The organism is Arthrobacter sp. CAN_C5 (assembly GCF_017875735.1).
GTDB lineage: Bacteria > Actinomycetota > Actinomycetes > Actinomycetales > Micrococcaceae > Arthrobacter_D.
On record NZ_JAGGMZ010000001.1, the window covers coordinates 2,559,035 to 2,579,556 of the forward strand.

Sequence of the window (20,522 nt, forward strand, 5' to 3'; positions counted from 1 at the left end):
CAGGTCTACCCTTAAGCCATGACACTTCAGTACTTGCGTATTGGGCTGGACCCGGAGTTCGTCGACTATGAGACCGGCTGGGATCTGCAACGTGAACTCCACGCCGGCGTGGTGGCTGGCACGGCGCCCAGCACCGTGCTGCTTCTGGAACACAGCGCCGTGTACACGGCGGGGCGTCGCACCGAGGAGCACGAGCGGCCCTTCGACGGGACGCCCGTCGTCCCGGTGGACCGGGGCGGGAAACTCACGTGGCACGGTCCCGGCCAGCTGGTCGGTTACCCCATCCTCGCGCTCCCCGAACCGACGCGGGTGGCTGGCTATGTAGCCATCCTCGAGGACGTGATCATCGCCGTCCTGCGGGACTACGGGATCACGGGGATCCGGATCGAGGGCCGGTCGGGAGTCTGGGTAGCGGCAGACGGCCGGGGGCCGGACCGAAAGATCGCCGCGATCGGGATCCGCATCAACCGGCGGGTCACCATGCACGGGTTCGCCGTCAACTGCAGCAACGATCTGGCCCCGTTTGAGCAGATTGTGCCCTGCGGGATCAACGATGCCGGGGTGACCACCATCTCGGCGGAAACGGGCGGGACGGTGACCCCGTCAGACGTCGTTTCGCGGATTGAAGAGGAACTGCGCAAGAATGAACCATCACTGGTTGTCGAGGCGGCAGAGGTTTCCCGCCCGTCAAGCACAGTCAACCCTGCCGGTCCCCACCGGCCGGAAGGAGCATAACCCGTGAGTCTAGCCCCCGAAGGACGACGCCTTCTCCGAGTCGAGGCCAGAAACGCCGAGATCCCGGTGGAGCGCAAGCCCGACTGGATCAAAGCGAAGGTGAACATTGGCCCCGAGTTTGTGGCCATGAAGAACCTGGTGAAAAAGGAAGGCCTCCACACGGTCTGCGAGGAGGCGGGCTGCCCCAACATTTTCGAGTGCTGGGAAGACCGCGAGGCAACCTTCCTGATTGGCGGGTCCGAATGCACCCGTCGCTGTGACTTCTGCCAGATCGATACCGGCAAGCCCCAGCCGTTGGACCGCAGCGAGCCGTTCAAGGTTGCCCAGTCGGTGCAGTCGATGAACCTGCGCTACGCCACGGTGACCGGCGTCGCCCGCGACGACCTCGCTGACGAGGGCGTGTGGCTCTACGCGGAAACGATCCGGCAGATCCACAGCATGAACCCCGGCACCGGCGTCGAGATCCTCATCCCCGATTTCTCCGGCAAGCCGGAACACATTAAGGCGATCTGCGACGCCGCACCCGAGGTCTTTGCGCACAACGTCGAGACGGTCCCCCGGATCTTCAAGCGCATCCGCCCCGCCTTCCGATACGAGCGTTCGCTCGACGTGATCACGCAGGGCCGGGACCTCGGGATGGTCACCAAGTCCAACCTGATCCTGGGCATGGGCGAGACCCGGGAAGAAATTTCCGAGGCCATGCAGGATCTGCACGACGCCGGCTGCGACCTGATCACGATTAACCAGTACCTGCGGCCAAGCGAACGCCACCTCCCCGTGGACCGTTGGGTGAAGCCTCAGGAATTCGTCGAATTGCGCGAGGAGGCCGAGGAGATCGGTTTCCTCGGCGTCATGAGCGGGCCACTGGTCCGGTCCTCATACCGTGCCGGCCGACTCTGGGCACGGGCCATGCGCAAGAAGGGACTCGAACTTCCCCCAGCGCTGGCCCACATCGAAGACTCCGGTTCGACGCTCCAGGAGGCGTCAAGTCTCGCACCCACGGGCTAGTCCGTGAGGTCTGCCGAAAGCACCCCAGGTCTGACGGCCGGGGGTGCTTTCGGCACGTCCACCCGCTATTAGAGGATCACGTAGAATTGAGGCACTATGGCCAACAGCATTGAATCAGACGGATCATCCACCCCCAAGCGGCGCCTTTTCTCCCGGAAGCCGAAGCCCCAGAAGGGGCCGAAGAAGACCGGGCGGATGAAGCAAATCTCCGAGGTCTTCAAGATGACCCGGCGGAACGACCCGAATGTTGTCTGGGTCATGCTGCTCGCGTTTCTTTCGATCGTCGCCGTCGGCCTGGTCATTGGTTTCCTGATCCAGAACTGGATCACGATGCTCATCATCGCGATTCCCCTCGGCTTCCTCGCGGCAGTGTTCATCCTGTCCCGGCGCGCCGAACGCGCGGCTTTCTCGCAGATTGAGGGCCAGCCGGGAGCCGCGGGCGCCGCGCTCAGCGTGCTGCGCCGTGGCTGGATCCTCCAGGATCAGCCGGTTGCCATGAATCCCCGGTCGCAGGACGCCGTGTTCCGTGCCATCGGCCGTCCCGGAATCGTCCTCGTTACCGAGGGTCCTTCCGCACGGGTGAAGCCCCTGATCGACGCCGAACGGCGCAAGATGGCAAGGATTGTCCCCAACGTCCAGATTCACGTCATTGAAGCCGGCCGCGGCGAGGGCCAGCTTCCCCTGGCGAAGGTGGCCAAAAAGGCGCAGAAGCTCAAGAAGACCCTGACCAAGCAGGAGGTCCAGGCCGTCAACAAACGCCTCACCGCCTTGGGCACCAAACTGCCCATCCCCAAGGGCGTCGATCCGTTCAAGGCCCGCCCGGACCGCAAGGCCATGCGCGGACGCTAGACCGTCGATTACATGATCGGCTAGACGCTAGACCGCCACCGGCTGTTGGTGGCACCATCGGGCCATGACTAAATACCTCATCTCTTTCCCGAGCGAAGCCATGGTCCTCACTGACGAGGAGTTCCCCACCGTCGTCGCCGAGTCACACGCGGTGATCGAGGAAGCCAAAGCGGCCGGCGTGTATGTGTTCGGCGGCGGAATCGACGAGGAAGTGGATCCCGTTCTCGTCTCCGCTGACGGCCAGATGAACACCGAAATTTATCCCGGCAGCGAGCTACGGGGCGGTTTCACGGTGCTGGAGCTCCCCACCCGAGATGAAGCGGTCGAGTGGGCCCGAAAAATAGCAGCAGCGTGCAGGTGCTCGCAGGAATTGCGCGCGTTCATGTACGACCCGGCCCGCTAGATCCGGACAAGGACCGTCTGGACGGCGCGGTCGTGCACACCGCGTTGATCACGGTCCACGATGAGCGCGGGAACCACCAGGCAGATCAAGAGGGTTCGTACGGCCGCTTTCCCGTACCCTGCGGGGCGACCGCTGACTGTCTGCACCTGCATCCCCATGATGCGGTGCCCGATGCTGTAGCCGAAGAAGCCGACCAGCAAAATCTGTGTCACCGCGAACACGCCCAGCGTCGCGAAGCTGTTGTAGTCGAAGAACAGGGAGGAGATCAGCGAGCTGAGGGCCCAGTCGAGCAGCAACGCACCGACGCGGCGAGCTGGCCGGGCGATCGATGCCGGCCCTTCCTTCGGCCGACCCATCCCCTGCCCCGGCCAGTAGTTGGTGTGGTTCGACGGCGAGCCGCCGAGCCATGAGCCGATGTCATTTCTATCTACCACCGTCCAATCTTAACGCCTCCGGGTGGCACGGATTCCCGGCGTCGCGGTCGTACCGAAGCTCACTTTCCGACCGGTGAGCCCAAAGCAGGCTAGGCTAAAAGAGCCCTAGTCACCCGACCATCCTTAAGTAACGTGCCGGAAACAATTGCGACACCAGTGGGAAACTGCAATCTCCTACAGTTGTAACTATTGCGGCGGAGCGCTCAATGCCACTGATCTGCGCCCGGTCGTTATCCCCCACATGCGTTAGGAGCATAAACGATGTTCAAGAATGCGGACGAAGTCCTCAAGTTCATCGCTGACGAAGACGTAAAGTTTGTCGACGTCCGATTCACCGACCTTCCCGGAGTGCAGCAGCACTTCAACGTTCCCGCAAAGACAGTCGATGCAGACTTCTTTGTCAACGGGCAGCTGTTTGACGGATCCTCGATCCGCGGCTTCCAGGGAATTGCCGAGTCGGACATGCAGCTGATTCCGGACCCTACGACTGCGTTCATTGATCCCTTCCGCATGGAGAAGACGCTCGCGCTGAGCTTCTCGATTGTGAACCCTCGGACCGGCGATCCCTACCACCGTGACCCACGGGGCGTGGCAGAACGTGCCGAGGCTTACCTGAGCTCAACCGGCATCGCTGACACCGCGTTCTTCGCGCCAGAGGCCGAGTTCTACATCTTTGACAACGTGCAGTACGAATCCCTCCCCCAGGGCAGCTTCTACAAGGTGGACTCGGTCGAAGCCCCCTGGAACAGCGGCCGCGAGGAAGAGGGCGGAAACCTTGGCAACAAGACTCCGTTCAAGGGTGGCTACTTCCCCGTGTCCCCCGTCGACAAGCAGGCCGACCTCCGCGATGCGATCTGCGTCGAGCTGGACAACGCCGGCCTTGAGGTCGAGCGGTCGCACCACGAGGTAGGTGGCGCGGGCCAGGCGGAGATCAACTACAAGTTCACCACCATGACTCACGCAGCTGACGACCTGCAGAAGTTCAAGTACATCGTCAAGAACGTTTCCGATGCGTGGGGCAAGTCGGCAACGTTCATGCCAAAGCCGGTCTTCGGCGACAACGGTTCAGGCATGCACTGCCACCAGTCGCTGTGGAGCGCCGGCGAGCCATTGTTCTACGACGAGCGCGGCTACGCAGGACTGTCCGACATGGCCCGCTGGTACATCGGCGGCCTGCTCAAGCACGCTTCGGCTGTGCTGGCGTTCACCAACCCGACGGTCAACTCGTACCGCCGGCTGGTCAAGGGCTTCGAAGCCCCGGTCAACATGGTCTACTCGCAGGGCAACCGCTCAGCTGGTATCCGGATCCCGATCACGGGTTCAAACCCGAAGGCCAAGCGCATCGAGTTCCGCGCGCCGGATCCCTCATCCAACCCGTATCTGGCCTTCGCTGCACAGCTGATGGCTGGCCTCGACGGCATCAAGAACCGGATCGAGCCAGCTGATCCAATCGACAAGGATCTCTACGAGCTGCCCGCCGAGGAAGCCAAGGACATCCAGAAGGCTCCAGGCTCACTGGAGGAAGCTCTGCTCGCCCTCGAGGCCGACAACGAGTTCCTGCAGGCCGGCGGCGTCTTCACCCAGGACCTGATCGACACCTGGATCGAGTACAAGCGCGAATTCGAGATCATTCCGCTGTCGCTGCGTCCGAACCCTTACGAGTTCGAGCTCTACTACGGCGTCTAGTCTCTAGCAAGGAGAAGGCCCGCACAGTTATTCCGTGCGGGCCTTCTTTCTGCCCAAAATTTACTGGACAGCAAGGGTCTATCGCTTGCATAACAAGTTCAACCATCCCGCTGACCACGAACGATCAGTGGGATTGTCTAGACAGTCCCACTGATCGGGGCTGGTGGGTGGGAAAATGCGACGGCGGCGCACCGGGATAGGTGCGAAACTCAGTACCCGTAGAAGGCGCGCTCAAAGATGGACCGGGCGCGCCGGGTCAGCCGCAGGTAGTCCTCTTCCAACAGGGCACCCATTCCGGGGCCGTACCCGCACCAGCGGGCCACCGCTTCCAGATCCCGGCGCGACGACGGCAACAGGTCCGACGCCTTGCCACTCCAGATCACGTTCGCCGCCCGCACCCGGCTCGACAGGCACCAGCTCTGCCGCAGGGTGGCCACGTCCGCTGCAGGAAGCAGCTCGGCTGCGGCGATGGCGTCCATCGCTGTGAGGGTGGAGGTGGTCTTCAGGGCATCGTTCCCGTGGGCGTGCTGCAGCTGGAGCAGTTGCACCAGCCACTCGACGTCGCTCAGGCCTCCCCGGCCGAGTTTAAGATGGCGTGACGGATCGGCTCCGCGGGGAAGCCGTTCCGATTCCATCCGTGCCTTCAACCGGCGGATCTCCCGCAGGCCTTGACTGGAAATGGCCTCCGGATACCGGATCGGGTCGATCAGCTGGGTGAACGCCGCGGCCAGCTCGTCGCTTCCTGCGACAGGCAACGCACGCAGCAGTGCCTGCGACTCCCAGACCAAGGCCCAGCGCCGGTAGTACTCTCGGAAGGACTCCAGCGACCGCACCATCGGACCCTGCTTGCCTTCAGGCCGCAGATCAGCGTCGATCTCCAGCACCCGCTCCGCCTGGATGGCAGGCGTGCAGGGCTGCTGCAGCAGAGCGGACAGCTGACTGACAATCCGCTCGGCCTGACCCTGCGCCGCTGCCTCATCGGCGCCGGGATGGGCACGGTGCACATACATTACGTCCGCATCCGAACCATAGGTGATCTCCCGACCGCCCTGCCTGCCCATCGCGACGACGACGACGTCGGTCAGCGGGGCTTCGTTGGCGAACACCGCACCCTCGGCGACATGCAGCGCGCCGAGAATAGCTGCCCGGTCGGTGGCGGACAGCGCCGCCCCCACCTCTGACTGGTCCAGCAGACCGGAGCTGTCGGCAATCGCAATCCGCAATAATTCCCGACGGCGGATCAACCGGATCAGCCGCATCGCCTCCCGCGGCTCCGGGTGACGTGACATTTTCGACTGGATCTCGCCCCACTGGGCTTCGAACTCGACCGGGACCAGATCCTTGTCGTTGCCCAGCCACTTCGTCGATTCCGGCGAGACTTCCAGCAGGTCGGCGATGAAACGGCTGCTGGAGAGGATGTGGCAGAGCCGTTCCGCGGCGGCCTTCGAGTCGCGGAGCATGCCCAGATACCAGTGGGTCTGTCCCAGCCCCTCACTGAGCCGCCGGAAACCGAGCAGCCCGGCGTCGGGATCCACGCCGTCGGCCAACCAGCCGAGCAGCACGGGCAGCAACTGCCGCTGCAGGGCAGAGCGCCGGCTGATACCGGAAGTGAGGGCCTCGATGTGGCGCATGGCCACCTTCGGGTCGAGGTAGCCCAGGGCGGCAAGGCGAGCCCGGGCCGCCTCGGGTGTGAGCTTGACGTCGTCGACGCTAAGGTTCGCGGCGGTGTTCAGCAGCGGGCGGTAGAAGATGCTCTCGTGCAATCCGCGCACCAGCCGCTTGGTCTGCTGCCATTGCTCCAGCAGGGCGGCAGCTGCGGGCCGGGTGGTGATCTGTGCACCCTGGGAGGTCATGGCGAGGGCGCGGCGTGAGGCGTCATCCTCGGGCATGAGGTGGGTGCGGCGCATGTTGACCAGCTGGATCCGGTGCTCCAGGACGCGCAGGTACCGGTAGGACTCGTCGAACGCCTTCGCATCGGAACGGCCGATATAGCCCGCCGCGCTCAGTGCCGCGATCGCCGACGTGGTGTCCTTGATCCTGATCGTTTCGTCCGCCTTGCCGTGGACCAGTTGCAGCAGCTGGACGGTGAATTCGACGTCGCGCAGGCCACCTGGCCCGAGCTTCAGCTGGCGTTCCGCCTCGTGGGAGGGAATGTTGTCGGTGACGCGGCGGCGCATCGCCTGGACCGAGTCGACGAACCCTTCACGCTCGGACGAGTTCCAGACGAGGGGTGCCACGGAATCCTCGTACCGGCGGCCAAGGTCGGCGTCGCCGGCGATGGTTCGTGCTTTCAGCAGTGCCTGGAACTCCCAGGTTTGGGCCCATCGCGCGTAATAGGACAGGTGGGAGTCGAGGGTCCTAACGAGTGGACCGTCGCGGCCTTCCGGACGCAGGTTCGCATCCACCTCCCAGAGGCCCGGCTCGATACCGCTGGACGTGATGGCCCGGGAAATCCCGGTGGCCAGTGACGTCCCGATCTTCACGGCCAGATCCTCGGCGAGGTCTGGCGCGTCGATCACGTAGATGACGTCGACGTCGGAAATGTAGTTCAGCTCGCCGGCGCCGCACTTTCCCATCCCCATCACAGCGAGGCGGACCGATGCGATGTCGGCGACGGAGAAACTGCTCGCCAGTTCCGCGCGGGAGACGGCCAACGCTGCTTCGACCGCCGCCGCTGCCAGATCTGCGAGCTCCTGGCCGACGGTGGGCAGGTAGTCCACGGGCGACGCCGAACACAGGTCCCGCACGGCAAGCTCCACCAGATGGCAGCGGTAGCGGGTGCGCAGCAGAGCGTAGGCTTCTTTGCCGCCGGTACCGGCCACGGGCATGCCCGACGACGGGTCGGCGTCGACCGCTTCCAGGAGAGAGGACCGGAGGTGTGCGGCAGGAACTCCTCCGGGGGCCCTGCTGGGACTGACCTTGATGGTGTCGAGGTGCTCGGGCCGGCGCATCAGGAATTCTGCCAGCGCCTCCGACGCACCCAGGAGGCGGAACAGCGGTTCGCTGCTGGCACCGCCGTCGGCCACCACCGAAGCCAGACCGGGCTGGACCGCCAGAAGGCGGACCAGCGACTGCAGGGCAAGATCGGGGTTGGCAGAGCGCGCCAGCCCATCGAACAGGGCCCGCTCCGGGATGTCCTTCAGCTCCGGTGCAGCCAGGAACCGGGTGCTTTTCTCCAGATCAGTAAAACCCCTACTGATGAGTTGGCGGTTCAGGCTCATGGTGGGTGCCAGCTTAGAGGATCCCGAGGTTGCGCCGCAGTTCATAGGGCGTGACCTGGATGCGGTAGTCGTGCCATTCGGCGCGCTTGTTCCGCAGGAAGTTCTCGTAGACCTGCTCGCCCAGTATCCCGGCAACCAGTTCCGAATCCTCCATCACCCGGATCGCGTCGTGGAGGCTTGCGGGCAGCGGGTCGTGGCCCATCGCGCGGCGCTCGGTGGCCGTCAGGCTCCACACATCGTCCTCGGCGCCCGGCGGCAGCTCGTAGCCTTCCTCGATACCCTTCAGACCGGCGCCGAGCAGCACTGAGTAGGCGAGGTAGGGGTTGCTGGCCGAGTCGATACCGCGGTATTCGATGCGCGCCGACTGGCCCTTGTTCGGCTTGTACAGGGGGACGCGGACCAGTGCTGAACGGTTGTTGTGGCCCCAGGACAGGTAGCTGGGGGCTTCTCCCCCGCCCCAGAGCCGCTTGTAGGAGTTGACGAACTGGTTGGTGACCGCTGTGAACTCGGGGGCGTGTTTGAGGATTCCGGCGATGAACTGGCGTGCCGTCTTGGACAGCTGGAATTCGGCTCCGGCCTCGTAGAAGGCGTTGGCGTCGCCCTCGAAGAGGGAGAAATGGGTGTGCATGCCGGAGCCGGGGTGGTCGGAGAACGGCTTGGGCATGAAGGTGGCGTAGCTGTTCTGGGTCAGTGCCACCTCTTTGATGATGGTCCGGAAGGTCATGATGTTGTCGGCGGTCTGCAGCGCGTCCGCGTAGCGCAGGTCGATCTCGTTCTGGCCCGGCCCGGCCTCGTGGTGGGTGAACTCGACGGAGATCCCGACCGATTCCAGCATGGCGACGGCGGTGCGCCGGAAGTCCTGCGCCACGCCGCCCGGCACGTGGTCGAAGTAGCCCGCCTGGTCCACCGGTACGGGCTGGCCGTCCGGGCCCAGCTCGTCGGATTTGAGCAGGTAGAACTCGATTTCCGGGTGGGTATAGCAGGTGAATCCCATGTCCGCGGCTTTCGCCAGGGTCCGCTTCAACACCCCGCGGGGGTCGGCGGTGGAGGGCTCCCCATCCGGGGTGAGGATGTCACAGAACATCCTCGACGTCGGTTCCTTCTCCCCACGCCAGGGCAGGATCTGGAAGGTTGACGGGTCGGGCTGCGCCAGCATGTCCGACTCGAACACCCGCGCCAAGCCTTCGATGGAGGAGCCGTCAAAGCCCAGCCCCTCCTCGAAGGCTCCTTCCACTTCTGCCGGGGCAAGTGCCACCGACTTCAGTGAACCGACGACGTCGGTGAACCACAGGCGCACAAACCGCACATCGCGTTCCTCGATGGTACGGAGTACAAATTCCTGCTGGCGGTCCATTGCTACCCTCTTTCATGCAGTTGATTGGTGCCCGCCCATCATCACGAGGGCGGGCCACCAGTTCACTCTACTGGGCGGGGTCTCGTACGGCAGGATCACCACCGTTATGCCAGGCGGGGTGACGTCAGAGCACCAGGCCCAGGGCGAAAGGACCAATCATGACCGTGAAGATCGTGATGAGGATGACGCCCACGATATTGAGGACAATACCGCCGCGCACCATCTCGGTGATCTTCACGTTTCCGGTGGCGTAGACAATCGCGTTGGGAGGCGTACCGACCGGGAGCATGAACGCGCAGGTGGCCGCGAGGGCTGCCGGAATGAGCAGCGTCTGCGGGTCGATACCAATGCCGATGGCAACGCCGCCGAGGATCGGAATGAAGGTTGCTGCCGTCGCAGTGTTGCTGGTGATCTCTGTCAGGAGCAGTACAATCGTCACCACAACGGCCAGCAGCAACACAATCGGCAGGGCGCCGAGCCCGCTGACCTGCTCGCCGAACCAGGCGTCGAGCCCGGTCCGCGCAACCGCTCCGGCGAGGGCTAGGCCTCCGCCGAACAACAGCAGCACACCCCAGGGCAGGCCCTCTTCGGCATCCTTCCAGACCAGGGTCATGTTTCCCTTCTTGTCAGCCGGGATCATGAACAGTGCGATACCCGCCGAGATCGCAATCGCCGTGTCATCCAGCGATCCAAGCCATGGCATAGCCGACTCGACCGCGCCGATGTTCGACAGGAGACCCGGGAAGATCCAGAGGAAGGCGGCACTCGCGAACACCACGAGGACGGTCTTTTCGCCCTGGCTCATGGTGCCGAGCTTGCTGATCTCGGAATCGATCAGTTCCTTGCCGCCCGGGATTTCCTCGAGGGCGAACTTGAAGATGACACGGGTGATGAGCAGCCAGGCAATTCCGATGAAGACGACGACGATCGGGACACCGAGCATCATCCACTGGACGAAGCCGACGTCCTCACCGAGTTCGGTGCTGATGTATCCGGCGACGATCGCGTTGGGAGGGCTGCCGAGGAGGGTACCCAGACCACCGATGGTTGCTGCCCAGGCGATCGAGAGGATGAGGGCCACACCGAAAATGCGGACCTCCTTGTCGCTGACGACGTCGCTGATGGACTTGCCGGCGTCGAGGTCCCTGGCTGTCTGGCCGGTGGGTGTCTTGGACCCGTGGCTGTTCTCGACGACGAGGGTGAGGATGCTGAGCGCGATCGGGAGCATCATCAGCGTGGTCGCCGTGTTGGAGACCCACATCGAGAGGAATGCGGTGGAGATCATCAGTCCGAGGATGATCCGGCGTGGATGGGTGCCAACGCGGCGCAGGGTCAGCAACGCGATCCGGCGGTGCAGGTTCCATTTCTGCATGGCGATGGCGATGAGGAAGCCGCCGAGGAACAGGAACACGATGGGGTTTGCGTAGGGCGCCGTCGCCTCTGCCACCGTCGATCCGGAGAGCATCGGCAGCAGGACAATCGGCAGCAGCGATGTCACTGACAGCGGAAGCGCCTCGGTCATCCACCACACGGCCATCAGGCCGGCAATAGCCGCGACCGCCCGGGCCTCGTTAGGGAGCTCAGACCCGCCCAGGGCGAAGTAGATCACCAGGGCGATCGCCACCCCGAGTCCCCGCACCATCCAGAGGCGCCCTGCCGACCGGGTCGGCTCGCCGCCCTCGGTTGCGGCGGCTGTTGAAGTACCGCCCGCTCTTGATTCTTCTGCCTGATCACTCATAAGTTCAGCTCCTGCACGCCGTCGTGTTTTGAGTCACAACGTAACACGGGTGGTCATACCGATAACGGATGTTGCGGCCTACATACCGGCAGGGGGTCTGAAGTAGGCTCGGGTGTATGACTTCAGCAGAGATCCCAGCACCTTACGGGTCGGGCGCCCGGGACGCCGACGCCGTCGCGCCAGCGGTGGACGCCACGCCCCGGACGCCGGCCCGGATCCGCACCCATCACCTCCAGCAGGCCAAGACCGAGGGTCGGCGCTTCGCGATGCTCACCGCCTACGACCAGTACGCAGCGGAGATTTTCGACGACGCCGGCATCGAGGTGCTGCTCGTCGGTGATTCCGCCGCGAACAACGTACTCGGCTACAGCACCACACTGCCGATCACCGTGGACGAAATGATCATCTTCTCCCGCGCCGTCACCAACGGAGCGCACCGCGCGCTGGTGGTCTGCGACCTGCCATTCGGCAGCTATGAGGTCTCCCCCGCCCAGGCCATCGAGTCGTCGGTGCGTCTGATGAAGGAGGGCGGGGTCCACGCGGTGAAAATGGAGGGCGGACGGCATTACGCTGACACCGTCCGGGCCCTGTCCACCGCTGGAATCCCGGTGATGGCCCACGTCGGATTCACGCCGCAGAGCGAGCACGCCCTGGGCGGGTACCGGGTCCAGGGACGGGGTGACGCCGCCCAGGAACTGATTGACGACGCCGTGGCCCTCGCCGACGCCGGAGCATTCTGCGTCCTAATGGAGATGGTTCCCGCCGACGTGGCTGCCGCCGTCGACCGCGCCATCGGAGTGCCGACCATTGGGATCGGCGCCGGCAACGCGACCACCGGGCAGGTCCTGGTCTGGCAGGACATGGCAGGGGTCCGGACCGGGCGTCAGCCGAAGTTCGTCAAGCAGTTCGCTGATGTGCGGTCGGTACTGGCCGCGGCCGCGACGACCTACGGCGAGGAAGTACGCAACGGCACCTTCCCCGGACCGGAACACAGCTTCTGAGCTACTGCTCGTCCTCGGCGTCCCACGCCTGGTTGCGCTGCGCCACCTTCTCCAGGGCGCGCTCAGCCTCAGCCCGGGTGGGATAAGGCCCAATCAGTTTCCGCCAATCGGACTGTGCGTCCTCTTCAATCTCGTGGGTCTGTACGTTGTACCAGAACTCGGCCATGGGTGTCCTCCTCGATGGTCACTTTCGGCGGGACGCCGTACCGCCTATAAGATCAAGAGTATGCCTCAGCAATCCGTCAGCGCACCCGTAGGAACGCTTGTTCCGGGGACCGTCAGCCCACAGCTGCCGGTTCCGGCCAGCATTACCCGCCCAGAGTACGTCGGCCGCAGCGGGCCAGCACCCTTCACCGGGTCCGAGGTCAAGACTCCGGAGACGATCGAAAAGATCCGCCGGGCCAGCCGCCTGGCCGCTCAGGCCATCGTCGAGGTGGGACGCCACATTGAGCCTGGCGTCACCACCGACCACCTGGATCGGGTGGGACACCAGTTCCTTGTGGAGAATGGCGCGTACCCCTCAACTCTGGGCTACCGCGGGTTCCCGAAGTCCATCTGCTCCTCGTTGAACGAGGTGATCTGCCACGGCATCCCCGACACCACGGTGGTCCGCGACGGCGACATCATCAACATCGACATCACCGCGTACCTGGACGGGGTCCACGGGGACACCAACCACACCTTCCTGGTGGGCGACGTCGACGACGAGTCCCGCCTCCTGGTGGAGCGCACCAAGGAATCCCTGAACCGGGCCATCAAGGCGGTAGCCCCCGGCCGGGAAATCAACGTGATTGGGCGGGCCATCGAGTCCTACGCCCGACGGTTTGGTTACGGCGTGGTGCGCGACTTCACCGGGCACGGCGTCGGTGAAGCGTTCCACACCGGGCTGATCATCCCCCATTACGACGCCGCGCCGGCCTACAACCGGGTCATCGAGCCGGGGATGACGTTCACCATCGAGCCGATGCTCACCCTCGGAACCATCGAGTGGGACATGTGGGCGGATGAGTGGACCGTGGTCACCAAGGATCGCCAGCGCACCGCACAGTTTGAGCACACCCTGCTGGTGACCGACAGCGGCGCCGAAGTTTTGACCGTCCCTTAGCCATCGGGTTCCAGCGGCACCCTGCTGCGCCGGCGACCCATGACCTACCCCTGGAGATAAACGTGGGCAAAAGTACCGAGAAGAAGCAGGGCAAGCACCTGCCCAACACCGTCATCGGAATTGATATCGGTGGGACCGGCATCAAGGGCGGCATTGTTGACCTGGTGGCTGGCGAGATCGTCGGTGAGCGTTACCGGGTCCCCACCCCTCAACCATCCACCCCGGAGGCGGTGGCCGAGGTGGTGTCGCACATCGTCGCGGAGCTCTCCACCCGGCCCAACGCACCGGCGGCCGACGTCCCGATCGGTGTCACCTTCCCCGCGATCATCCAGCATGGTATCGCCCGGTCGGCGGCCAACGTGGACCAGAGCTGGGTGAACACCGACGTTGACGGTCTGTTCAGCAAGGTTCTCGGCCGCGACGTTCACGTCATCAACGACGCTGACGCCGCTGGCCTCGCCGAAGTGCGGTACGGGGCTGGCAAGGGGATCGACGGCACGGTGTTGGTCATCACCCTGGGCACAGGGATCGGGTCCGCGTTCATTTTCGACGGGAAGCTGGTGCCCAACGCTGAACTTGGCCATCTGGAGATTGACGGGTACGACGCCGAAACCCGTGCTTCTGCGGTTGCCCGCGAACGCGATGGGATCGACTGGGACGAGTACGCGGTCCGTCTCCAGCGGTACTTCTCACACGTCGAGTTCCTGTTCTCGCCGGAACTGTTCATCATTGGCGGCGGTATCTCCAAGCGCAGCAAGGAATACCTGCCCGCGCTGAACCTGCGCACTCGCATCATCCCGGCCGAGCTGAAGAATCAGGCCGGCATCGTGGGTGCCGCCCTGCAGGCAGCCCTGCACTTCAAGCGGCTCGCGAAGCTGGCGACGGCCGTCCCCGATGCCTGATTCCCATGCCTGACCACCCCGGTGGGGTCCTGGTTCCCGCAACCTGATCTCCTCCACCGGGGTACAGGCGGGCTCCCGGCATCTGGGTGCACCATGCGGCGACCAAGGGTGCGGTGGATGTGCTGGCCTGTCGGCGTGGCGTCCCACATCACCGGGCAATCCTGCCAGTGAGCGGTGGGCGCTGACCCGCCACGAAATGCGGGGGTAGGCGCGGGGGCCTGGCATGGTGAAGAAGTGGTGCCGGTGGTGGCGTCGGCTTCCCCTCCGCAGCCACCACCGGAGCATGGTGTTACCGCGCGGTCAGCGGCCTTTGGGCGCCGGTGGGGCCGGACTGGTCCTCGCCGGCCTCGCGGCGCAGCTTCGCGATAGCCGACTCGAAGTCCTCGAGTGAGTCGAATCCCTGATACACGCTGGCAAACCGGAGGTAGGCCACCTGATCCAGCTTCTGCAGCGGACCAAGAATTGCCAGCCCTACCTCGTGGGCGTCGATTTCCGCGGCACCGCTGGCACGAATCGACTCCTCGACCTCCTGCGCCAGGAGGGCCAGATCGTCTTCGGTGACCGGCCTGCCCTGACAGGCCTTCCGGGCACCGTTGATGACCTTGCTGCGGCTGAAAGGCTCGCCGACACCGGAGCGTTTGATAACGCTCAGGCTCGTGGTCTCGACCGTGGTGAACCGCCGTCCGCACTCCGGGCACTGGCGACGGCGCCTGATGGCTGAACCGTCGTCAGCCAACCGGCTGTCGACCACCCGCGAATCGGCGTTACGGCAAAAGGGACAAAACATGCCGCGCCTTTCAATCGGTGGTGATCGGTAGCGGGGCCACCGTGTGCAATATCACCATTCTAGAACTAGATATGGGAAAACTACAACAGTGTCATTACTACATGTTGTGGTTTCGGCTGAACCGGACGGTGACGGCGTCGCCGTGGGCCGGGAGGTCCTCGGCGTCGGCCAGGCTGGTGATGTGCTGGCTGACGTCCGCCAGCGCTGCCCTGTCGTAATTGATCACCTGGACCGCTTTGAGGAAGGTCGTCACGTTGAGCCCGGAGGCGAACGTCGCGGTCCCTCCGGTCGGGAGGACGTGGTTGGACCCGGCGCAATAGTCGCCCAGGCTGACCGGGCTGTACTCGCCCACGAAGACTGCTCCGGCATTGCGGATCCGCGCGGCGACCCCGGCAGCATCAGCTGTCTGGATTTCCAGGTGTTCGGCAGCGTAGGCGTCGCAGACAGCGATGCCGTGTTCGACGTCGTCGACCAGGATGGTGCCGGACTGTTGCCCTGCCAATGCCTCCCGCACCCGCTCGGCGTGTTTGGTGGTCGCGATCAGCGCTGACAGCTGGATCCGGACCATGGAGGCCAGCTCTTCGGAGTCGGTGATCAGCACCGATGCGGCCTGCGGATCGTGTTCGGCCTGGCTGATGAGGTCGGCGGCAATCAGCCGGGGGTCGGCGTCGGCGTCGGCCAGGACGGCAATTTCGGTGGTCCCGGCCTCGGCGTCGATCCCAACCGTGCCTTTCAGCAGGCGTTTGGCGGTCGCCACAAAAATGTTTCCCGGACCGGTGACCACATCGACGCGTTCCAGGGTGTCCTCGGCGGTCTCACCGTCCACCCCATACGCGAACGCGGCCACTGCCTGCGCTCCCCCGATCGCGTACACCTCGGCGATGCCGAGCATCTCCGCGGCAGCGAGGATGACCGGGTGTGGCAGCCCACCGAATTCCTTCTGCGGTGGGGAAGCGATCGCGATTGACTGAACTCCGGCGGCCTGCGCGGGCACCACGTTCATCACCACCGAAGACGGGTAGACGGCCAGACCGCCCGGCACATAAAGGCCCACGCGGCGAACGGCAATCCATTTGTGGGTCACAACGGCGCCCGGGGAGATCTCCACCTCAACATCGCCCGGGACCTGCGCGGCAGCGAATCGGCGAGCGCGGTCGATGGATTCGGCCAGCGCCAGACGCACCTCCGGGTCAAGGTCAGCAAGGGCCCGTGACAGCGCCTCCCGCGGAACGCGCGGCGACGTCTGCTCAACGCCGTCGAACTTCAGCGCCAGCTCCCGCAGCGCGAGGAGGCCGCGCTCCCGGACATCGGCGAGGATCGCGGCGACCGGCGCCTCCACCCCGGAGCCACCCACCTCGGGACGTGGCATCACCTCGCTAAGGGCTGCGCCGGTGAGGTCGCTGCCGCGCAGATCGATGGTCCGGAAGTCGGTAAAGGAATCAGTCGGAGACTGTTGAGCGAGCGAATTGTTCACCCTGTGAGTCTACCGGGCTACGCCAGCGGAGACCTGGTCGCTTTGACGCCGCTCCTTGCCTCGTGGCCATCAGAACCAGTCTGAGCCCGCAGGATGGCTACTTGTTCTTGCCGCGGGCGTCGACCCTCCAGCGGGCAATAACTTTGTCACCACTGACAACGGTCGCCTCATCGACAAGGTTCATGGTCAGGCACACGTGGTTTGGGATCACCCGCAGACGTGTTCCCAGCGCTGGAAGCTCACTATCCTCTGGCCAGATCACCGTGGCGTGATGCTCCGATAGCGCACTGATGCGCGCTTCTGGATGGTCCATGAGACGCCCGAAACCACTCGCCCACGCCGGACGGTCACTGCCGATGATCTTGCTTCCCGCATCCAGGACACATCGACGGGGTGCTGAACCCTGCCGCTCATGGCGGCTCACGACCGTCGCCGCGATCGTTAGCGCGATCTCGTCGAGGGTGCACCGTTCAAGTTCCAGCTGCTGAGCATCCCCGAAGACATACACACCCGGCCGCACCTCGTTTGCCACTGACTGGCCAGCGAGGGCCGCCGTGGGAGTGGATCCCCCGCTGATCCTGGAAATGTCGAATCCTGCACTGCGCAGAAGGCTGGCTGACTCGTCGAGAGCGAGCTGTTCCTGCTCGGCTGCTTTTACCGGCATTCCCGGTGCATAGCTGTGCCCGGGGAAGGTAAAGACCCCGGACACCCGAAGACCTGCAGCAGTTGCCGACTGGGCCACCTCAACAGCGTGTAATGGGCTGACTCCGCTGCGATGGTGTCCACTATCGATCTCCACCAGGATCTCTATCTGTTCGGCCGCGCCGGAAAGCGCCGCGCCCATTGCTTGCGCGGCCTCTACCGAATCCGTGCCGACCGCAACCCGGGCCACGGAGCTGAGCTGGGCCAGCCTGCGAGCATGATGAGGTGTGACCCACAGGGGGTAGGCGATAAAGACATCCCTCGCACCATGTTGCACAAAGACCTCGGCCTCACCGATGGTCGCCACCGTTAGTCCGACCGCTCCCGCCGCGAGTTGCAATTTGGCAATCTCCGGCATCTTGTGGGTCTTCACATGGGGTCGAAGGTCCATTCCCTTGGCCCCCACGACGGTCGCCATTCGGTGAATGTTCTGTTCCAGAACGTCCCGGTCAATCAGGACCTCCGGGGTCTCAATTTCAGCTGGTACAGCACTCATTGTTCCTCTTCCTGGCACCGGCCCTGCGGCATTTCTTACCCCGGTTCCGAACGGATGCTGGTTTCGGATGATGGGCCATTGTCTGACCCGAAAGGTAGTCCGAGGCCCTCATCGCACTGGTAGTTACCCTTTCTGCATACTGCCGCAGCTTCGTGTGATTCCGCAGTAATGCTAGCCTCGAAGCCTCAGAGCATAATCAGCTGAAGAATGATGGGGTTACTGAATGGGATATGCAGGGATCATTGGTATCTTATACATTCTGGTGGTAGCGATAATCGTAGTACTGGCGGTCTATGCGTTAGTGCTATTGACAGTATTCCTTCGACTTCGTATCGAGGAAATCAAGACTGCACAGGGTGCCAGGCGAATAGATTAGTGGGTCAGTTCTCCTCCGCAGGGAGGGTGAGCCCGTGACGCTGGCCGCCCGCAGGTATTCATCCCGGGTGGCGCATCTTCTCGATGCAAAATCGGATTGTCGATGTGCTCTACAGTCGAACGATGGGGAATGAGAACGATCGCTTGGAAGACCAACAACATCTCGAAGGTGCGAGCGGATCCCACTCTGCGGACCAGATCCGGGCCAGCTCGAACTGGCACGCCTGCCACCACTTGTACAACGGATGGACCAGGGAGCGAACTATTGAACGGATGCAGTCCGTCGCCCCGGGGTTCGCGCCGGAGGCCTATGAACGCGAACTTACCCGCGCGATGGAATGGGCCGAAGAGAACAGGCAGAACGGTCTTCGGCGACGGCAATCGGAAATTGAGGAAGCCAGGAAACTCGATGTACTGAATGCAGTGTTCGTCTTGCATCTTCTCAACGCAAGGTATGGCAACCACTATGTTCAGGACGGGCTCGGCCATATCGGCATAAAGCACGAGCTAGGCAGTGTCTTCTCGTTGGAGGAGATCAAAGCGGCAAAACACAGTGCGGCCAAGGTCATCAAATTCGCCTCGACCCTCGTGTGGCGCTCCTGGAACGGGCCCCACATGGAACAACTGCGGGCTAAGTTTCCCGAGTACACCAACAAGAATCTTTCGGCTGCTCTTGACCATGCCCACTTTCTCAATCGATAGCCAATCGCACCCCTTCGACGACGTATCAGGTTTTCCCACCATCGCCCCCTCCGATCGGAGCCCGAAAGCCTATTCACCTGGGGTCTGAGTTCGAGTGCTTGATATTTTGGATCTGGCTGCACCTTGACCCTGATACATGAAGCATGTTTCACTTATTCTGTACACGGAGGGGAGTATCCCCTGATTGTCCCGTCGTCACTACGGCCCTTAGCGGCCCGGCGGGCAAGGCCTTTACTGGCCGGGAAAGACCTCCGATCGAATCGATCGGAGGATTTTTTATGGATGTCCCATTCTGGATGTGGGCCGCGGTGCTTAGCTTCATCGTGGTGATGCTCGCCGTTGACCTCTTGGCTCACCGCAAAGCTCATGTCATTGGCGTGCGGGAAGCGGCCGTCTGGTCCTGTGTGTGGGTGGCTTTCGGAGTCGCGTTCGGCGTGCTGGTGTGGATGAACTGGGGTGCCGAATTCGGCCAGCAGTATTTCGCCGGTTACCTCATCGAAAAGTCCCTCTCGGTAGACAATGTGTTCGTTTGGGCCATCATTTTCAGCTACTTCGCGGTCCCTCGGGAGTTCCAGCACCGGGTGTTGTTCCTAGGCGTGTTGGGAGCACTGGTATTCCGCGCTATTTTCATCGCCGCCGGCGCCGTCCTCATCCAGAACTTCGCCTGGATCCTGTACGTCTTTGCCGCCTTCCTGCTCTACACCGGGTATCGGATGATCCGGCAGCGAAATGACCACTTGAACCCCGAACAATCGCTGGTGCTGCGCGGGTTCCGCCGCTTCATACCGATGACCGAGGCGTACCACGGACAAAAGTTGCTGGTACGGCGTAACGGTGTACTCCTGGCCACCCCACTGTTGGCGGTGCTGGTGTTGATTGAGTTCACCGATGTGGTCTTTGCCGTCGACTCGATCCCGGCAATCTTCGCAGTGACCGACGAAGTGTTCCTTGTCTTCACCGCTAACGCCTTCGCGATTCTGGGCCTTCGCGCCATGTACTTTTTGTTGGCGGACCTGATACACCGATTCATCTACTTGAAAGTCGGATTGGCCCTGGTGCTCATCTGGGTCGGAATCAAGATGCTCCTGAAGATCGATCTTTTTTACATCCCCACGGCTGTCTCGTTGGCCGTGGTTGCAACGATCATCACGGTTTCCGTCGTCGCCAGCCTGCGCGCTACCCGCGGTCAAGGACGCAAATCCATCCCCCAGCCCACGGACCCGCCCTTCCGGGTTGCCACCGACGAAGAGAACATCGAGCTGGAACCGGTATGGAAGCGTCGCCGGACCAAAGCGCACACCCGCCAGCAATCCGATGCCGCAGATACGGATGGTGAGAGTGAGACCAAGGGCGTCGTCGAAGCTGACCGCGAAGTGTCAACCAAGGACGGAGGTTCGCGATGAATACAATCGTCCTAACGCAACGTCGCCCCATTGTTGCCATCATCACTCATGAAACGGACGCAGCGATCGTGGCTCATACCGCGGTAGGGGTAGCTTCAGACCAGGACAGGCCACTACTTCTTTTGGTACCTATCCAGCGGCCGGCGT

General features: G+C 63.4%; 18 protein-coding genes. 10 read left to right on the plus strand and 8 right to left on the minus strand.

What is annotated here, in order from left to right:
* Positions 1–18: 18 nt before the first annotated feature.
* The 4 genes from lipB (at position 19) to H4V95_RS12040 (ending at position 2,995) form a co-directional block, all read left to right on the plus strand.
* Complete coding sequence (gene lipB, locus H4V95_RS12025) at positions 19–735, plus strand: lipoyl(octanoyl) transferase LipB (RefSeq protein WP_209730729.1); 717 nt, start codon at positions 19–21, stop codon at positions 733–735.
* A gap of 3 nt (positions 736–738) precedes the next feature.
* Complete coding sequence (gene lipA / locus H4V95_RS12030) at positions 739–1,743, plus strand: lipoyl synthase (RefSeq protein WP_196866618.1); 1,005 nt, start codon at positions 739–741, stop codon at positions 1,741–1,743.
* A 96-nt stretch (positions 1,744–1,839) separates the two neighbouring features.
* Positions 1,840–2,592 carry a DUF4191 domain-containing protein gene (locus H4V95_RS12035; RefSeq protein WP_196866617.1) on the plus strand — a complete coding sequence of 251 codons (753 nt, stop codon included), beginning with the start codon at positions 1,840–1,842 and terminating at the stop codon, positions 2,590–2,592.
* 64 nt (positions 2,593–2,656) lie between these two features.
* The gene (locus H4V95_RS12040) at positions 2,657–2,995 is read left to right on the plus strand and encodes a YciI family protein (RefSeq protein ID WP_209730730.1); all 339 of its coding nucleotides are present in this window, start codon (positions 2,657–2,659) and stop codon (positions 2,993–2,995) included.
* Here H4V95_RS12040 and H4V95_RS12045 read toward each other — a convergent pair.
* Entirely contained in the window at positions 2,992–3,429 is a 438-nt protein-coding gene (locus tag H4V95_RS12045; protein ID WP_209730731.1) for an RDD family protein, read from the minus strand. The genes H4V95_RS12040 and H4V95_RS12045 overlap by 4 nt on opposite strands.
* Before the next feature lie 261 nt (positions 3,430–3,690).
* On the opposite strand from H4V95_RS12045, the gene glnA (H4V95_RS12050) reads away from it, so the two are divergent.
* Complete coding sequence (gene glnA, locus H4V95_RS12050) at positions 3,691–5,115, plus strand: type I glutamate--ammonia ligase (protein ID WP_196866614.1); 1,425 nt, start codon at positions 3,691–3,693, stop codon at positions 5,113–5,115.
* A gap of 209 nt (positions 5,116–5,324) precedes the next feature.
* On the opposite strand, the gene H4V95_RS12055 is transcribed toward glnA (H4V95_RS12050), so the two are convergent.
* From H4V95_RS12055 to H4V95_RS12065, 3 genes are all read right to left on the minus strand, one after another.
* Positions 5,325–8,336, minus strand: a complete 3,012-nt coding sequence (locus H4V95_RS12055; RefSeq protein WP_209730732.1) for a bifunctional [glutamine synthetase] adenylyltransferase/[glutamine synthetase]-adenylyl-L-tyrosine phosphorylase — start codon at positions 8,334–8,336, stop codon at positions 5,325–5,327.
* Between the two features lie 13 nt (positions 8,337–8,349).
* Positions 8,350–9,690, minus strand: a complete 1,341-nt coding sequence (glnA, locus tag H4V95_RS12060) for a type I glutamate--ammonia ligase (protein ID WP_196866612.1) — start codon at positions 9,688–9,690, stop codon at positions 8,350–8,352.
* Between the two features lie 124 nt (positions 9,691–9,814).
* Positions 9,815–11,428 carry an SLC13 family permease gene (locus H4V95_RS12065; protein ID WP_196866611.1) on the minus strand — a complete coding sequence of 538 codons (1,614 nt, stop codon included), beginning with the start codon at positions 11,426–11,428 and terminating at the stop codon, positions 9,815–9,817.
* Between the two features lie 116 nt (positions 11,429–11,544).
* Here H4V95_RS12065 and panB point away from each other — a divergent pair, with 116 nt between their 5' ends.
* Positions 11,545–12,429 (plus strand): 3-methyl-2-oxobutanoate hydroxymethyltransferase, encoded by an 885-nt coding sequence (panB, locus tag H4V95_RS12070; RefSeq protein WP_209730733.1) that lies wholly within the window; start codon positions 11,545–11,547, stop codon positions 12,427–12,429.
* A gap of 1 nt (position 12,430) precedes the next feature.
* Here the strand turns inward: panB and H4V95_RS12075 are convergent, their stop codons facing one another.
* Entirely contained in the window at positions 12,431–12,595 is a 165-nt protein-coding gene (locus tag H4V95_RS12075; RefSeq protein WP_019481305.1) for an SPOR domain-containing protein, read from the minus strand.
* A 60-nt stretch (positions 12,596–12,655) separates the two neighbouring features.
* On the opposite strand from H4V95_RS12075, the gene map reads away from it, so the two are divergent.
* Both map and ppgK read left to right on the plus strand, forming a co-directional pair.
* Positions 12,656–13,534 (plus strand): type I methionyl aminopeptidase, encoded by an 879-nt coding sequence (gene map, locus H4V95_RS12080; RefSeq protein WP_196866609.1) that lies wholly within the window; start codon positions 12,656–12,658, stop codon positions 13,532–13,534.
* A gap of 62 nt (positions 13,535–13,596) precedes the next feature.
* Positions 13,597–14,436: a polyphosphate--glucose phosphotransferase gene (gene ppgK, locus H4V95_RS12085; RefSeq protein WP_196866608.1), complete on the plus strand. Its 840-nt coding sequence runs from the start codon at positions 13,597–13,599 to the stop codon at positions 14,434–14,436.
* Between the two features lie 289 nt (positions 14,437–14,725).
* Here the strand turns inward: ppgK and nrdR are convergent, their stop codons facing one another.
* The 3 genes from nrdR to H4V95_RS12100 all read right to left on the minus strand — a co-directional run bounded on the left by nrdR (position 14,726) and on the right by H4V95_RS12100 (position 17,895).
* Positions 14,726–15,223 (minus strand): transcriptional regulator NrdR, encoded by a 498-nt coding sequence (gene nrdR / locus H4V95_RS12090; protein WP_196866607.1) that lies wholly within the window; start codon positions 15,221–15,223, stop codon positions 14,726–14,728.
* Positions 15,224–15,320: 97 nt separating this feature from the next.
* A complete protein-coding gene (gene hisD / locus H4V95_RS12095) occupies positions 15,321–16,697 on the minus strand; it encodes a histidinol dehydrogenase (RefSeq protein WP_312884024.1) in 1,377 nt (458 codons plus the stop codon).
* Positions 16,698–16,794: 97 nt separating this feature from the next.
* Positions 16,795–17,895, minus strand: a complete 1,101-nt coding sequence (locus tag H4V95_RS12100) for a D-TA family PLP-dependent enzyme (protein WP_209730734.1) — start codon at positions 17,893–17,895, stop codon at positions 16,795–16,797.
* 498 nt (positions 17,896–18,393) lie between these two features.
* Between H4V95_RS12100 and H4V95_RS12105 the strand changes: the two genes are divergently transcribed.
* Together H4V95_RS12105 and H4V95_RS12110 are read left to right on the plus strand one after the other, a co-directional pair.
* Positions 18,394–18,972 carry a hypothetical protein gene (locus H4V95_RS12105; protein WP_209730735.1) on the plus strand — a complete coding sequence of 193 codons (579 nt, stop codon included), beginning with the start codon at positions 18,394–18,396 and terminating at the stop codon, positions 18,970–18,972.
* 278 nt (positions 18,973–19,250) lie between these two features.
* Positions 19,251–20,375 carry a TerC family protein gene (locus H4V95_RS12110; RefSeq protein ID WP_209730736.1) on the plus strand — a complete coding sequence of 375 codons (1,125 nt, stop codon included), beginning with the start codon at positions 19,251–19,253 and terminating at the stop codon, positions 20,373–20,375.
* Positions 20,376–20,522 lie beyond the last annotated feature (147 nt).

Coding starts and splice junctions, on each gene's coding strand:
- H4V95_RS12075 (WP_019481305.1), bottom strand. CDS start 12,595: ATGGCCGAGTTCTGGTACAACGTACAGACCCACGAGATTGAAGAGGAC.
- H4V95_RS12065 (WP_196866611.1), bottom strand. CDS start 11,428: ATGAGTGATCAGGCAGAAGAATCAAGAGCGGGCGGTACTTCAACAGCC.
- map (WP_196866609.1), top strand. CDS start 12,656: ATGCCTCAGCAATCCGTCAGCGCACCCGTAGGAACGCTTGTTCCGGGG.
- H4V95_RS12040 (WP_209730730.1), top strand. CDS start 2,657: ATGACTAAATACCTCATCTCTTTCCCGAGCGAAGCCATGGTCCTCACT.
- H4V95_RS12055 (WP_209730732.1), bottom strand. CDS start 8,336: ATGAGCCTGAACCGCCAACTCATCAGTAGGGGTTTTACTGATCTGGAG.
- lipB (WP_209730729.1), top strand. CDS start 19: ATGACACTTCAGTACTTGCGTATTGGGCTGGACCCGGAGTTCGTCGAC.
- H4V95_RS12100 (WP_209730734.1), bottom strand. CDS start 17,895: ATGAGTGCTGTACCAGCTGAAATTGAGACCCCGGAGGTCCTGATTGAC.
- panB (WP_209730733.1), top strand. CDS start 11,545: ATGACTTCAGCAGAGATCCCAGCACCTTACGGGTCGGGCGCCCGGGAC.
- H4V95_RS12110 (WP_209730736.1), top strand. CDS start 19,251: ATGGATGTCCCATTCTGGATGTGGGCCGCGGTGCTTAGCTTCATCGTG.
- H4V95_RS12105 (WP_209730735.1), top strand. CDS start 18,394: ATGGGGAATGAGAACGATCGCTTGGAAGACCAACAACATCTCGAAGGT.
- glnA (WP_196866614.1), top strand. CDS start 3,691: ATGTTCAAGAATGCGGACGAAGTCCTCAAGTTCATCGCTGACGAAGAC.
- glnA (WP_196866612.1), bottom strand. CDS start 9,690: ATGGACCGCCAGCAGGAATTTGTACTCCGTACCATCGAGGAACGCGAT.
- nrdR (WP_196866607.1), bottom strand. CDS start 15,223: ATGTTTTGTCCCTTTTGCCGTAACGCCGATTCGCGGGTGGTCGACAGC.
- H4V95_RS12035 (WP_196866617.1), top strand. CDS start 1,840: ATGGCCAACAGCATTGAATCAGACGGATCATCCACCCCCAAGCGGCGC.